Below are 12,999 nucleotides of genomic sequence, written 5' to 3'. Positions count from 1 at the left end.
CGCAGCCGGGCGGCTCACCCTGGCCCGTCGGCCCCTGCCCACCGCGTCCCGGGTCAGGGGAGGTGGCGGCGGGCCCCTGCCCAGGCGAGGAGGCGGTCGCGCACGGGGCCGGGGTGCAGATGGGGCAGCAGCCGGGGCAGATGCGCGGTCAGGTTCTTCAGCCGCCGCAGCTCCCCGATCCGCTCGACGGGGAGATCACGCCAGTGCGCGGCGAGGGCGCGGGCCTCGACGGGAGACGGAGGTAGTGCGCCGTCGGTGTCGGCCGCCAGCCCCTCGGGACTCCAGACGCCGTCGCCGGGCCCCAGCTCGTCGATCACCCACATGCGGAGCATGAAGTCCTGTTGTGCGGTGCGGGCCTCGTCCCACGGACCGTCGCCGTCCAGGCGCTCGTTGGCCAGCAGCGCCAGCCGGGCCCAGCGCAGGCGGGCTTCCCGGGGTTCGTCGTCGCTGTACGCGTGCGCCTGCGCCAGGACGCGCACCGCTTCGAGGTGCGGGCCTCGCGTCCGCGCGGTGAACGCCTCCAGGCGTTCGACGGTCCAGGTGTCCATGCCCTGAGTCGGGTCGCTCTCGCCGGCGTCGCTCCGCGGAACCGGAGTGGACCTGCCGTCGTTTTGAGGGGCGGTAGCTGCTTCCGGGCCGGGGAGCGGCGGATCGGTCATGCGGTCAGCATAGGGACCTGTCGATGCCCGTCCGGTACCGTTCGTCCACTCACAGAGATGCCGTGCGGCCCGCCGAACAGGGGCGCGACACAGCCCGGTTCGCGGTGCGGAGACACGGAATTCTCTCTGTCCGCCGTAGCCGCCCGCTGACCTGGACCCGCTTCGGATGACCCGCGCCGGCACGGTTCGGAAGGGAGCCGTGGACCGGCCGCCGTGGGACGGGGTCCCGACGGCAGCAGGTCATGTGCGACCCGCGGGTGAGCGGGTCACGACATCCGAGGCGACGTCAGGTCACCGTGCCGGCCTGCTGCGGCGACGGATCGTAGGCGCCGCTCGCCGCCGTCCGCCGGAGGCGTCCGACGGCGGTGAGAACGTCCTGGTGAGAGGTGTAGAGGGCGTTGACGCCGAACCGCAGGAGGTCGGGTGCGCGCATGTCGGCCACGACGCCCTGGTCCGCCAGCGACCGGATCAGGCCGTAGGCGTGCGGATGGCGCAGGGACACCTGGCTGGCGCGGCGAGCCGGCTCGGCCGGGGTGACCGCCTCGAAGCCCAGTCCGGTCAGCATCTCCTCGGCGCAGCTCAGGAAGAACCCGGTCAGGGAGAGGCTCTTGGCGCGGACCTGTGCCATGTCGATGCCCTCGAAGGCCGTCAGCGCGGCTTCCAGTGCGAGCAGGGAGAGGATCGGCGGCGTACCGATACGGGCCCGGGCCACGCCCGGCGCGGGGGTGTAGTCCGGCTGGAGACCGAAGGGGTCCGCGTGTCCCGTCCAGCCGTTCAGCGGTGTCCGCCAGTCCTCGTGGTGGCGGCGGGCGGCGTAGAGGAACGCGGGGGCGCCCGGGCCACCCGAGAGGAACTTGTAACCGCAGCCGACCGCGAAGTCGACGCCCAGGTCGTCGAGGTGCACCGGCAGCGCACCGGCCGCATGGCACAGGTCCCACAGGGAGAGCGCGCCGGCCCGGTGCGTGGCCGCGGTCAGCGCCCGCATGTCGTACAGCTCGCCCGTCCGGTAGTCGACGGGGGAGTAGCTGACCACGCAGACGTCGTCGCCTTCCGCGGCGAGGCAGCGCTCCAGTTCGCCGGGCGGGACCGGGCGTACGCGCAGCCCGTGCAGCCGGGCCACCGACTCCGCGAGGTACCGGTCGGTGGGGAAGTGCCCAGGGTCGGTGACCAGCAGGCGCCGGCCGGGGAGCAGCCCGGCGGCGGCACTGAGCGCGGTGTAGAGCTGCACGCTCGTGGAGTCGCCCACCACGGTCTGCCCCGGCGCGGCGCCGACGAGACGCCCGACGGCGTCACCCACGCGGAGCGGGGCCTGCCACCAGTCGTTCGAGTTCCACGAGCGGATCAGGTCGGTGCCCCACTGCCGGTGGACGACGTCGGTGAGGACGGGCGGCACCGCCGCAGGCAGCGGCCCGAGCGAGTTGCCGTCCAGGTAGACGAGCCCGTCGGGGATCAGGAAGCGTTCCCGGACCGGGGCCAGGACGTCCTCGGCGTCGAGTGCCGCGGCCTGTTCGTCCAGGGTGCGGGCGGCGGTCGTCACGGCTGGCCTCCCGTCCGTGCGGCGCTCGCGCCCGACCACTCGCCGGCGAGCCGCCGCAGGGTGTCCGCGACGGCCTGCGCGCCCGCCGCACCCGGCTCGATCAGCGTGTAGTGGCCCGTCCCCGGCAGGACGACGGTCTCCAGATCGTGGTGGACGGACGCGTAGTCGGCGAACTGCGACAGCGGCACCTCCTCGTCGGCGGCGCCGTGCAGCAACACCGTCCGTACGCGGGTGGAACCGGCGCCCTTGAGCAGCTCCAGCGGATCCACCAGAGGCAGCCGCTCCTCGAACTTCTCCTCACCGCCGAGGAGTTGCAGCGCCGCCCCGTTGCTCAGGTCGTCGCGACGGGTCGCGGCCAGGTCGGTGAGCGGGGCGAGCGCGAGCACGGCGTCCGGCAGGCGGGTCGTGTACCAGGGCGAGGACGGCGGCAGCAGCCCGCGAGCCGCGCACCACAGGGCGAGATGGCCGCCCGAGCAGTGACCGGCCAGGACGTACGGCCGTCCCCCGGGAAGGGTGTCCACGAGCCGCGCGACGTCGTCGAAGGTCTCCGGGAAGCCGCCTGCGCCACCCGACCGGCGGAATCCCGGCAGCAGCACGGAGAACCCCTGCCGGGAGAGATAGGCGGCGAACGGGGTCAGATGCATGCGGTCGTAGCGCCAGTAGCCGCCGTGCAGCAGGACCACCAGCGGGGCGTCCGGGTCCTCGGCCGGCCAGGCGTCGTAGACCTGGTGGGGGTGCTCCCCGTACGACCCGTGCCGGGGTGCCAGGACGGGCTTCAGGCTCAGCACCCGCCGCTCCTCCTCCGCGCCGAACGCGGAGACGACCCTAGACGTCACCGCGCACCGCCCACAGCTCGGGGAAGACGGTGCGGGCGGCGCGCTGCTCCAGCCAGGCCAGGCCCGGGGAACCGGCGCTGCCCGACTTGGTGCCCATCGCCCGCCGCACGACCATCACGTGGTCGAACCGCCAGCGCGCCACCAGTTCGGCGAGGTCGGTGAGCAACTCGCCCAGTGCCAGCAGCGGATCGTGCTGCGGACCGGCGTACACGTGCCGCCACACCTCGACCACTCCGGGGTCCGGGACGTAGGGCTCGGCGACGTCGCGCTCGCGGACGTGCCGCGGCACCGGCAGGCCGCGCCGGTGCAGGAACAACAAGACCTCGTCGTAGAGGGACGGTTCCCGGTGCGCGTCACGCAGCGCCTCGTGGACGTTCGGGTCGCCCCGGTGGGCACGCACCAGCGCCTCGGACTTCTCGCCGAGCAGGAACTCCATGTGCCGGTACATCGCCGACTGGAACCCGGACGCCCGGCCGAACGCGGCCCGGAATCCGTTGAACTGAGCGGGCGTCAGCGCGGCGATGGGCTGCCAGGAGGCGACGAGGGCGCGCAGCGCGCGGCGACTGCGCACCAGCGCGTCCACGGCCTCGTCCAGGTCGTCCTTCACGAAGGCGTCCCGGGCCGTGCGCCACTCGTGCACGATCAGCGTGAACCACAGTTCCATCACCTGGGTGGTGATGAGGAAGCCCATCTCGTCGGCGGCCTCGGTGAGCGGTCGCTGGAGCGAGTTGAGGACCGACGCGTGGACGTAGTCGTCATAGGGAGTCGCCCCCGGGAAGGGCTGGGTGAGCGGATCGTCCGTGGACAGATCCGCGAGTACGGATGTGCCGTCTTGCATCAGGACTCCTAGAAGGCCGCGGGCGGCCGGGAGACGAGCGGGGTGGGTGCGCCTGCGTGCGCTGCCGGTGCCGGACCGGCTCGACGGGGGTCAGAGCTGGACGCCGCCACTGGCGTCGATCCACTGACCGGTCATCCAGCGGGCGTCGTCGCTCGCGACGAACGACACGATGTCGGCGATGTCGGTGGGGGTGCCGAGGCGGTCGAAGACGGACGCCGCCGAGTAGGCCTGCCGGATCTGCGGGTTCTTGAGGGTGGGGTTGATCTCCGTCTCGGTGAAGCCGGGCGCGACGGTGTTCACGGTGATGCCGCGCGGCCCGGTCTCCTTGGCGAGGGAGAGGGTGAGGGCGTCCAGGGCTCCCTTGGTCATCGTGTACGCGATGATCGCCGGGAAAGCGACCCGGGAGGCCACCGACGAGATGTTGACGATCCGGCCACCGTCCCGCAGGCGGGGCAGGGCGCGCTGGATCACGAAGAACGGTGCCCGGGTGTTGATGGCGAACAGCAGGTCGTAGTCCTCCTCCGTGACGTCCGCGATGGTCCGGGGGAGGGTGATACCGGCGTTGTTCACGAGGATGTCCAGGCGGGGTTCGGCGCCCCGGGCGGCCATCTGGCGGTCGAACTCCGTCCAGAGGGTCTCGGCGTCGCCGGGGACACCGAGTTCGGCGTGGACGAGGAACGCCTGCCCGCCCTCGGCCTCGATCTCCTTGACGGTCTGCTCGGCCGCGTCGTGCCGGTGGCCGTAGTGCACGGCGACCAGGGCGCCTTCGCGCGCCAGCCGTCGGCTGATGCCCTTGCCGATGCCTCGGCTGCCGCCGGTCACCAGGGCGGTCCTGCCTTCGTGCCGCAGGGTGGTGGACAACGTGCTCTCCTTCACTGGAACGGGGTGAGGGTGGGGGTGGGGGGTCGAGGTGAGGGGGACCGGGGGTCAGCCGCGGGTCGCGGGTCAGGCGTCGAAGTCGAGCGTGAGGTCCTCGCCACGGGGGCGGGCGCGGCAGGCGAGCGTGTAGCCGGCCGCCAGGTCGTCGGCGTCCAGGGCGTGCTGGGGCCCGAGCGTCACCGCTCCCCGCACCACCTTCGCCCTGCAGCTGCCGCACACGCCGTCGCGGCAGGCGTACGGCGCCTCGGGGCGGTGACGCAGAACGGCGTCGAGGATCACCTCGTCCTGCGGCAGCACGGTGACGACGCTGGTGCGGCCGGCGAGCACCGTCGTGATCCGGCCCCCCGGGATCGCGGCAACCTCGGAGGCCGGTCCGGGCGGGGTCCCGGCGCCGGAGAACAGTTCCGAGCGCACGCTGTCCGGGGCCGCGCCCCACGCGTCGAGCGTCGCCGCCACGGTCCGCAGCAGCCCGTACGGCCCGCACAGGGCGAAATCCGTGCCGGGGCCGGGACGTGCGTCGAGCAGCCGGAGCAGGCGCAGCAGCTTCGGCGTGTCGAGGCGCCCGCTGAACAGCTCGCTCTCACGCCGCTCGCGGGTGAGGACGTACAGCACGGTGAACCGGTCGACGAACGCGTCCTTGAGGGCGGCGAGTTCGTCGGCCAAAAGCGCGTCGCCGACGGTGCGGACCGAGTGGATCAGCGAGACCCGGCAGCCGGGGTCCGCGCGCAGTGCCGAGGCGGCCATGGGGGCGAGGGGTGTGATGCCGCAGCCGCCGGCGATCAGGACGTGGTGCCCGCCGGTGACGTCCGGGAGCCCGAACCGGCCGTCCGGCGGGGAGAGTTCGAGAAGGTCTCCCTCCTTCAGGGCGGACAGCGCGTGCTCGCCGAACCCGTCGGGTGTGTTGCGCTGCACGACCAGGCGCAGGGCGGCCGGGGCGTCGGGCGGCGGGCAGACAGAGTAGCTGCGCCGCAGTTCCGTGCCCTCGCGCCGGTGGCGTACGACGACGTGCTGGCCCGGCCGGTGGGCGAAGGTGCCGGCCAGGGTCTCCGGGACGTCCAGGGTGATGGCCACCGTGCCGGAGGCCAGGCGGTCGAGGCGGGAGACCGGCAGCCGGAACCACCCGGTGCGCCGGGCCGCCGTCGGGCGCGTGTCGTGCGGCCCTGCGTGCTGTGCCGCGGGAGCTGTGGTCATGGGCGTCTCACATCGCCGTCAGGTACGGAAAGGTCTCCCGGCAGGCCGTGCAGCGCAGCATGGACTGGCAGCGCGCCGGACCGAAGGGACTGTGCGGCCTGGTGGCCCGCGAACCGCAGTGCGGGCAGGACACGCCGAGGCCGAGGCGCACCGGCCGGGGCGCGCCCCGGGGCACGGGCGGCGCGATGCCGTGCGCGGCGAGCTTGTCGCGACCCGAGCGGGTGACGCGGTCGGTGGTCCAGGCGGGCGCCAGGACGTGGCGCACCCGGCCGTCCGGATGGCCGCAGTCCCTGAGGACGTCCTCGACGGCGGAGACCATGGCCGGCAGCGCCGGGCAGCCGAGGAACGTCGGCAGGAGCTCGACCTCCAGGACGCCGTCGGCCGCCGGGGCGACGGCGTGGATCACGCCCAGTTCGCCCAGGCTGATCATCGGCAGCTCGGGGTCCGGAAGGGCCTCCACCCGCGAGCGCACCTCGGTGATGTCCCGGCGCGGAGCCGGGGCGGCCCGGCGCTCGGTCGCGGGGACGGGGCCCGGCACGGACTGCCGGGCCGGGAGCGGCTCGGTGGCCGTGGGCGGGCGGTGCGCGGTCACCAGGTGCCTCCGGGGAACTGCCGGTGCACGGACTGCATCTCGGCGATCAGCGGGGCGAAGTCCTCGGTGTGCAGGCCCTCTCGTCCGCCCCGTGCCGTCCACGTGGGTGCGGGCACGGTCAGCCCGGCCCGCGCCACGACGGCGGTCACGCTCTCCTGCCAGGAAGGGCGGAGCAGTGCGGAGGACGGCACGACCCCGGCCTCGACGAGCCGGCGCGTCGCGTCGTCCTCGTCGAACAGCTCGGCGACGTACGGCCAGACCCGGGCCAGCCCCGCCTGCATACGGCGCGCGCTCTCCGCCGTGCCGAGGCCCAGCCGCACCGTCCAGTTGTCCGCGTGCCGGCGGTGGAAGGCCGTCTCCTTCGCGGCCCGCACCGCGAAGGCGGCCAACTCCCGTTCGGCGGAGCCGGCCAGCGCCTCGTAGAGCAGTACGGCGTAGTGGGTGTACGCCAGTTGGCGTGCGACGGTCGCGGCGAAGTCGCCGTTCGGCAGCTCGGGGAGCAGCGCGTTGCGGAACTGCCGCTCCGTGCGCCCGAAGGCGAGATCGTCGTCCGACCGGCCGCTGCCGTCCATCCGGCCGCTCCAGGCCAGCAGGGTGCGGGCGTGGCCGACCAGGTCGAGGGCGATGTTGGACAGCGCCAGGTCCTCCTCGATCGTCGGCGCCCGCGTGATCCACTCGCACAGCCGCTGTCCGAGCACCAGCGCGTCGTCGCCGAGGGCCAGGGTGAACCGGGCGAGGTCCCCGTCCGCCGTGCCCGCGCCGCGCGCTGCCGGGACGGTGGTCTCGCAGGTGTCAGTCATCGTGGTCGCCTCCCTCCGCCGCCGGGGCGAATTGCTCGGGGTACCGGTAGGGCTTGTGCCGGGCGTTGCTGAAGAACGGGTCGTGCTCGTCGGGGGAGACGGCGTGCACCGCGTCCGAGCGGACCACCCAGAGGGACAGCGGATCGCCTCGCCGGGTGTAGAGATCCCGGGCGTGGGCGAGGGCCGCGTCCGGGTCGCCCGCCCGCACCGACCCCACGTGCTGGTGCGACAGTCCGCGGCGCGGGCGCAGGAAGACCTCCCAGGACGCCGTCGTCTCGTTGCGTGCGGCACTCATGCGACCGGCTCCTTCTCCCGTACGGCATCCGGGGCCCGCCCGGGCACCTCGTGCGCGGTGTCCGCCACGTCCGCGTGCTCGCGGGCCGCGTACGCGGCGACCGCCTCCCGGACCCAGGCACCGTCCTCGTGGGCCGCGACGCGGTGCGCCAGCCGCCGACGGGCGCAGTGCGAGTCGTCGCCGAGTGCGCTGCGGTACACCTCCCAGTCGATCGGCCCGAAGTCGTAGTGCCCGCGCTCCTCGTTCCAGCGGATGTTCGGGTCGGGGAGGGTCAGACCCAGGCGCTCGGCCTGCGGCACGCAGTGGTCGACGAAGCGCTGACGCAGCTCGTCGTTGGTGTGCCGCTTGATGCCCCAGGCGATGGCCCGCCGCGACACCGCCGCGCCCAGCGCCGCCGTGCGCTCGTCGGCACCCCCGGCGACGGTGTCGGGCGGCCCGAACATGAGGGCCACGGCCGGCAGCCACCAGCGGTTCACGGCGTCCTGGGCCATCTCCCGCTGCGCGGGCGTGCCCTCGCACAGCGACCGCAGCAGGTCGTAGCCCTGCCGCACGTGGAACGCCTCCTCCTGGCAGACCCGGCGCATCGCCCGCGCGTAGGGCCCGTACGACGTGTGGCACAGCGGCGCCTGGTTGATCACCGCGGCGCCGTCCGTGAGCCAGGCGATGGCCCCGGTGTCGGCCCAGGTGAGAGCCGGATGGTTGAAGGTGGCCGCGTAGCGCTGCTGCCCGCGGTGCAGGGCGTCGAGCAGGTCGTCGCGGTCCACCCCGAGGGTCTCGGCGGCCGAGTACAGGTACATGCCGTGGCCGGCCTCGTCCTGGACCTTCGCGATCAGCACCGACTTGCGGTGCAGGGAGGGCGCGCGGGTCAGCCAGGCGCCCTCGGGCTGCATGCCGATGATCTCGGAGTGGGCGTGCTGGGCGATCTGCCGGATCAGCATCCGGCGGTAGCCGTCGGGCATCCAGTCCCGGGGCTCCACCGTCTGACCGGCGTCCAGCAACGCCTCGAAGTGCGCGGTGAGTTCCGCCTCCGTGGTGGGGACTGCCGTGTCCGCCGCGCCGGGTGCCGTGCTCATGTCGGCCCGTCCCCGGTGCTGCCGGCGTCCGTCGCTCCGGTGGGTGTCGCGGAGCCGGCCGGGCGCGTGAGCGCGACGCCGTCCGCGGTGGCGCCCGCGTGGGTGCGCACACCACGGTCCGTGGTCCGGGTCGCGGTGCCACGCCCGCCGGTGGTCCGGGTCGCGGTGCCGCTCCGGTGAGCGGGTCCGGTCCCGCTCACCGCACCGACCCGCACACACTCCCTAGGCATCGGCATCACTCCCTCGACCGCGATCACCCGCCCGCTGCGTGCCTCATGGCCCGAGCGGAACCTTTCACCGACAAGAGAGGACGGACGGCAGCCGCGCTATCCCCGGCCGTCGCGCCCGCGCGCGTGACGAACGTCACCCGGGAGCGAGGGGAGTGCTCGCGGGCCCCGACGCCTCTTCTTCTTGCGACACAGGGGCGCGGCCGCGACGGCGGCCGGCCGCGGCACAGCGAGAAGGGGACGCCATGAGCACCATCAGGACGTTGCTGGTCGAACTCACCGGCACGGCCGAGTACGCCGACGCCATCGGTGACGACGTCGACCTCGCCGGCAGTGGCATCGACTCCGGTGACCTGGTGCGCCTGGTCCTGCTCGTCGAACAGCGGACGGGCGTGGAGATCACCGCGGAGGACATGGAGAAGCTGCACACGATCGCCGACTACGAACGCTTCGTCGCCGAGCACGCCGTCGCCGGAACCCCCGGCGGTGCGTGATGTGGCTGACGCAGCTGGTGGAACGCAACCGCCAGTGCTTCCCCGACCGCACCGCGCTCGTCGATGAGCACCGCAGTGTCACCTGGGCGCAGTTCGACGACCGTACGGCCGAACTCGCGCGCGGCCTGGCCGAGTTGGGCATCGAGGCCGGTGACCGCGTCGCGGTGCTCTCCCAGGACCGGATCGAGGTGCTGGAGAGCTACTTCGCGCTCGCCCGGCTCGGCGCGCTGTTCGTGCCGCTGAACCACAGTCTGGCCGTGCCGGAGGTGGCCGGCATCATCGAACGGGTCGGCGCGGGCGCGGTGCTCGGTGAGTCCGATCTGCTGGACCGGCACGCCTCCCTGCCGACGACGGTGCGGATCCGGATGGCGTTCGACAAACCCGCCTTCGAGGCCCTCGGCACCATGGCCGACGAGAGGGACCTGCCCGACGTTCCCGACACCGCCCCGATCGCCGTGCTGCACACCTCGGCGACCACGGGCCAGGCCAAGGGTGTCACCGTGGACGAGGCATCGTTCCGCGCCATCGCCCTCGGCTGGCTGGTGTCGGCCCGCCCCACCGACGACATCGTGATGGTCAACTGCTGCCCGCTGTACCACGGCAGCATGGTGGTGTCCCTCACCTACCTGGCCGCGGGCGCCACCGTCGTGCTGATGCCCGGCTTCACCCCCCAGCGCGCCCTGGCCGCCGTCGAACGGCACCGGGCCACGCACATGTGGCTGGTCCCGCAGATGCTGCGCTTCATGCTCCAGGCGAAGGCCTCGCACCGCACCGACCTGTCCTCCCTGCGCGAGATCCTCTACGGCGCCGCCCCGATGCCTCTCGACGTGTACGCCGACGCCGTGGAGCGCCTGGGCTGCGGCTTCCGCCAGGTGTACGGCATGACGGAGGTGGGCGGCCCCTTCGTCACCCTCGGCCCCGACGAGCACCCCGGACCCGGTGACGTGAGCGCCCGCATCCCGTGCGGACGCGTCATCCCCGGCATGTCGGCGCGCGCGGTGGACGAGCGGGGCCGGGAGGTCCCGCGCGGGGAGATGGGCGAGATCGTCGTCCGCGGCCCGGGCGTCATGCAGGGCTACTGGAACGACCCCGAGGCCACCCGCGAGGTCACCCGGGACGGCTGGGTCCTCACGGGCGACCTCGGCTACATGGACGAGCGCGGACGCATCCACCTCGTCGACCGCAGCAAGGACGTGATCATCCGGGCCGGCCAGAACGTGTACCCGTCGGAGATCGAGCGCGTGCTCATGACGCACCCCGGCGTCCGGGACGCGGCGGTCGTCGGCGTCCCCGACGAGGACTACGGCGAGATGCCGCTGGCGTACGTCGTCGCCGAGGAGGGCACGACCGCGCCCGCCCTGCTGCGGCACGTCGCGGAGAACCTCGCGCCCTACAAGCGGCCCCGGTGGATCGAGTTCATCGAGCAGGTGCCGCGCAACCCGGCCGGGAAGATCATCAAGAAACTGCTGCGGGACTGACGCCGTGCACGCGTGCCCGCGGACACCGGCCGGTGCGGTGCAATCGCCGGACGTGACAGCCGAGTTGGAACTGTTGCGGGCGCCGCTCGCCGCCGCCGGGCTGGGCCTGGGCGTTGCGCTGGAATCGGAGGCGCGGGCGCGTCCCGCCGGACGCGCCGAGGCGGCAGCCGCCGCGGCGATGATCCCGAGCCGCAGACGGGAGTTCCTCGCCGGGCGGCTCGCCGCCCGGCGGGCCCTGCGTGCGGTGGGACTGCGGTGCGGCGACATCCCCCGGGCCGGGCGGCTGCCCGTCTTCCCGCCCGGCCAGGCGGCGTCGATCACGCACAGTGCCGGCGTCGCGGTGTCCGTGGCCCGCGCGCCCGGGCACTCCGGTGTGCCCGGCTGCGACCTGGAGCTGGGCCCCCTCCCTCCGGGGGCCGAGCGGTTCGTGCTGCGTGCGGACGAGGAGGACTGGCTGCACGCGGCGGGCCCGGACCACGTGTCCGCCCGGATGCTCGCCCTCTTCTCCGCCAAGGAGGCCGCCTGGAAGGCGTTCCACGGTGCCCCGCCGCACCGCGCGGCGGACTCCGAGGCCCGCACGGCACCTTCCGCGGGAACCCTGCGTGATCTGCGCGCCGTACCCGCCCCGGCCGGCTTCTCGGTGCGGGTCCGAAGCTCCTCCCGCGACGCCGTCGAGGTCCGCGTCCACGCCCTGGGGGCGGGCGTGTTCAGCTGGGTGTGCGTCTGACGTCGTCCCCCGCCTGGGGGCGGACGTCCGGATCACGCCGAGGGGCCGGTGACTTCACGTCACCGGCCCCTCGGCGTGATCCGACTCCCGCTTCACTCGCTCGCGTTCACCAGTACCGCCATGTTCCCGGCGGGGTGCCGGTTGTCGTGGATGAGCTGGTGGGCCAGGCCGATCTCCTCGAAGCCGAAGGTCCGCGACAGGCAGGGGTCGATGACGCCCTGGTCGATCAGCCGGGTCACCTCACGTGCCTCGCGGGCGTCGGCGACGTGCGAACCCTGGAGGCGCTTCTGCCGCATCCACAGGAAGCGCAGGTCCACGTCCCCGTTGTAGCCGGTCGTGCCGCCGCAGATGACGACCATGCCCGCGTTGTCGCACAGGTACATCGAGGTCGGGATGGTGTCCGTGCCCGAGTGCTCCAGCACGATCCGGGGTGCCCGGCGCTCCCCGAGCACCTCCCAGAAACGCCGCCCGAAGGCACGCGCCCCGGCCAGCCAGCGCCCCATGGCGGCCTCGTCCGTGGCGTCCGGCAGGCGCCCCCAGTGGTCGAACTCGCGCCGGTCGATGTACCCCTCGGCGCCCAGCTTCACGCAGAACTCGCCGCGCTCCTCGCTGGAGACCACGGCGACCGGGATACCGCCTACGTGCCGGACGAGCTGGATGGCGATGCAGCCCAGGCCGCCCGCCCCGCCCCAGACCAGCACCGGGTCGCCGGGCCTGACGGTGTGCGGGGGCCAGCCGAACAACTGCCGGTAGGCGGTGGCCGCCGTCGCCATGTAACAGGCGGCCTCCGCCCAGGAGAGCCGGGCCGGCTTGGGATGGCACATGTAGTCGTCGACGACCGCGAACTGGGCGAAGGAGCCGTAGTTCTCCTCGTAGCCCCATACGCGCTGCGAGGTGGACGCGGCGGGGTCGCGGCCCAGCCGGATGTCCTGCGCCGACTCGTCCCACCGGCTGGCCAGCACGACCACCTCGTCACCCGGCCGCACACCGCGTACGTCCTCGCCGACGGCCCAGACGATTCCCGACAGGTCGGAGCCGCCGATGTGGAAGTCCTCCGTGGCGCCCGCCTTCTGCCGCGCGGCGATCACGTCCAGCGGTGAACCGAGCGCGGCCCAGACGTTGTTGTAGTTGACGCCCGCCGCCATCACCTTGACGAGGACCTGGCCGCGGCGGACGGGCGGCACGTCCACCACCTCGGTGCGGAAGGCGTCGCGCGGCTGTCCGTAGCGCTCACGCCGGATGAGTGAGGCGTACATCCGTCTCGGCGCGGTGCCGAGCTCGGGTGCGTCTCCGAGTTCGTAGAGGTCCTGGGGCACGGGTGATCTCCTGAGCGGTGGGGTCGTCACCGGTCGTGGGACCGGCCGGCCGCCGGG

14 protein-coding genes are annotated in these 12,999 nt (G+C 73.6%); 3 read left to right on the top strand and 11 right to left on the bottom strand.

Annotation, left to right across the window (positions count from 1 at the left end; genetic code table 11):
* Nucleotides 1-53: 53 nt before the first annotated feature.
* The 10 genes from ACZ4VA_RS20905 to paaA form a co-directional block, all read right to left on the bottom strand.
* Nucleotides 54-548 carry a hypothetical protein gene (locus tag ACZ4VA_RS20905; protein WP_468082339.1) on the bottom strand — a complete coding sequence of 165 codons (495 nt, stop codon included), beginning with the start codon at nucleotides 546-548 and terminating at the stop codon, nucleotides 54-56.
* A 397-nt stretch (nucleotides 549-945) separates the two neighbouring features.
* The gene (kynU, locus tag ACZ4VA_RS20900) at nucleotides 946-2,196 is read right to left on the bottom strand and encodes a kynureninase (protein WP_356169757.1); all 1,251 of its coding nucleotides are present in this window, start codon (nucleotides 2,194-2,196) and stop codon (nucleotides 946-948) included.
* Entirely contained in the window at nucleotides 2,193-3,032 is an 840-nt protein-coding gene (locus ACZ4VA_RS20895) for an alpha/beta hydrolase family protein (RefSeq protein ID WP_355787810.1), read from the bottom strand. The genes kynU and ACZ4VA_RS20895 overlap by 4 nt, the downstream gene beginning before the upstream one ends.
* Nucleotides 3,022-3,870 carry a tryptophan 2,3-dioxygenase gene (locus ACZ4VA_RS20890; RefSeq protein ID WP_355787813.1) on the bottom strand — a complete coding sequence of 283 codons (849 nt, stop codon included), beginning with the start codon at nucleotides 3,868-3,870 and terminating at the stop codon, nucleotides 3,022-3,024. The genes ACZ4VA_RS20895 and ACZ4VA_RS20890 overlap by 11 nt, the downstream gene beginning before the upstream one ends.
* A gap of 90 nt (nucleotides 3,871-3,960) precedes the next feature.
* Complete coding sequence (locus tag ACZ4VA_RS20885) at nucleotides 3,961-4,731, bottom strand: SDR family oxidoreductase (protein ID WP_355787816.1); 771 nt, start codon at nucleotides 4,729-4,731, stop codon at nucleotides 3,961-3,963.
* Between the two features lie 84 nt (nucleotides 4,732-4,815).
* Nucleotides 4,816-5,940: a 2Fe-2S iron-sulfur cluster-binding protein gene (locus ACZ4VA_RS20880; RefSeq protein WP_356169761.1), complete on the bottom strand. Its 1,125-nt coding sequence runs from the start codon at nucleotides 5,938-5,940 to the stop codon at nucleotides 4,816-4,818.
* 7 nt (nucleotides 5,941-5,947) lie between these two features.
* Entirely contained in the window at nucleotides 5,948-6,478 is a 531-nt protein-coding gene (paaD, locus tag ACZ4VA_RS20875; protein WP_388904980.1) for a 1,2-phenylacetyl-CoA epoxidase subunit PaaD, read from the bottom strand.
* A 50-nt stretch (nucleotides 6,479-6,528) separates the two neighbouring features.
* Nucleotides 6,529-7,332 (bottom strand): 1,2-phenylacetyl-CoA epoxidase subunit PaaC, encoded by an 804-nt coding sequence (paaC, locus tag ACZ4VA_RS20870; protein WP_355795313.1) that lies wholly within the window; start codon nucleotides 7,330-7,332, stop codon nucleotides 6,529-6,531.
* Nucleotides 7,325-7,627, bottom strand: coding sequence for a 1,2-phenylacetyl-CoA epoxidase subunit PaaB (paaB, locus tag ACZ4VA_RS20865; RefSeq protein ID WP_355795314.1), 303 nt, complete (start codon nucleotides 7,625-7,627; stop codon nucleotides 7,325-7,327). Before paaB ends, paaC begins: the two co-directional genes overlap by 8 nt.
* On the bottom strand, nucleotides 7,624-8,700 hold the full coding sequence (gene paaA, locus ACZ4VA_RS20860; RefSeq protein WP_356169765.1) for a 1,2-phenylacetyl-CoA epoxidase subunit PaaA: 1,077 nt from the start codon (nucleotides 8,698-8,700) through the stop codon (nucleotides 7,624-7,626). The genes paaB and paaA overlap by 4 nt, the downstream gene beginning before the upstream one ends.
* Nucleotides 8,701-9,172: 472 nt before the next feature.
* Here paaA and ACZ4VA_RS20855 point away from each other — a divergent pair, with 472 nt between their 5' ends.
* Genes ACZ4VA_RS20855 through ACZ4VA_RS20845 form a run of 3 tightly spaced genes read left to right on the top strand, consistent with a single transcriptional unit; the run spans nucleotide 9,173 to nucleotide 11,626 of the window.
* On the top strand, nucleotides 9,173-9,421 hold the full coding sequence (locus ACZ4VA_RS20855; protein ID WP_355794249.1) for an acyl carrier protein: 249 nt from the start codon (nucleotides 9,173-9,175) through the stop codon (nucleotides 9,419-9,421).
* Nucleotides 9,421-10,899 carry a class I adenylate-forming enzyme family protein gene (locus ACZ4VA_RS20850; RefSeq protein WP_468082338.1) on the top strand — a complete coding sequence of 493 codons (1,479 nt, stop codon included), beginning with the start codon at nucleotides 9,421-9,423 and terminating at the stop codon, nucleotides 10,897-10,899. The genes ACZ4VA_RS20855 and ACZ4VA_RS20850 overlap by 1 nt, the downstream gene beginning before the upstream one ends.
* Before the next feature lie 52 nt (nucleotides 10,900-10,951).
* Nucleotides 10,952-11,626 (top strand): enterobactin synthetase, encoded by a 675-nt coding sequence (locus ACZ4VA_RS20845; RefSeq protein ID WP_356169769.1) that lies wholly within the window; start codon nucleotides 10,952-10,954, stop codon nucleotides 11,624-11,626.
* A 92-nt stretch (nucleotides 11,627-11,718) separates the two neighbouring features.
* Here the strand turns inward: ACZ4VA_RS20845 and ccrA are convergent, their stop codons facing one another.
* Nucleotides 11,719-12,882 (bottom strand): crotonyl-CoA carboxylase/reductase, encoded by a 1,164-nt coding sequence (gene ccrA / locus ACZ4VA_RS20840; protein WP_356169967.1) that lies wholly within the window; start codon nucleotides 12,880-12,882, stop codon nucleotides 11,719-11,721.
* Nucleotides 12,883-12,999 lie beyond the last annotated feature (117 nt).

This window comes from Streptomyces sp. NPDC028308 (genome assembly GCF_055565855.1).
This window is presented reverse-complemented; position numbering and strand designations above follow the sequence as displayed.

Excerpts from the sequence above, each read along its gene's own strand:
- ACZ4VA_RS20855 (WP_355794249.1), top strand. The coding sequence starts at position 9,173 with ATGAGCACCATCAGGACGTTGCTGGTCGAACTCACCGGCACGGCCGAG.
- ACZ4VA_RS20880 (WP_356169761.1), bottom strand. The coding sequence starts at position 5,940 with ATGACCACAGCTCCCGCGGCACAGCACGCAGGGCCGCACGACACGCGC.
- paaC (WP_355795313.1), bottom strand. The coding sequence starts at position 7,332 with ATGACTGACACCTGCGAGACCACCGTCCCGGCAGCGCGCGGCGCGGGC.
- ACZ4VA_RS20890 (WP_355787813.1), bottom strand. The coding sequence starts at position 3,870 with ATGCAAGACGGCACATCCGTACTCGCGGATCTGTCCACGGACGATCCG.
- ACZ4VA_RS20905 (WP_468082339.1), bottom strand. The coding sequence starts at position 548 with ATGGACACCTGGACCGTCGAACGCCTGGAGGCGTTCACCGCGCGGACG.
- ACZ4VA_RS20850 (WP_468082338.1), top strand. The coding sequence starts at position 9,421 with ATGTGGCTGACGCAGCTGGTGGAACGCAACCGCCAGTGCTTCCCCGAC.
- ccrA (WP_356169967.1), bottom strand. The coding sequence starts at position 12,882 with ATGTACGCCTCACTCATCCGGCGTGAGCGCTACGGACAGCCGCGCGAC.
- paaB (WP_355795314.1), bottom strand. The coding sequence starts at position 7,627 with ATGAGTGCCGCACGCAACGAGACGACGGCGTCCTGGGAGGTCTTCCTG.
- paaA (WP_356169765.1), bottom strand. The coding sequence starts at position 8,700 with ATGAGCACGGCACCCGGCGCGGCGGACACGGCAGTCCCCACCACGGAG.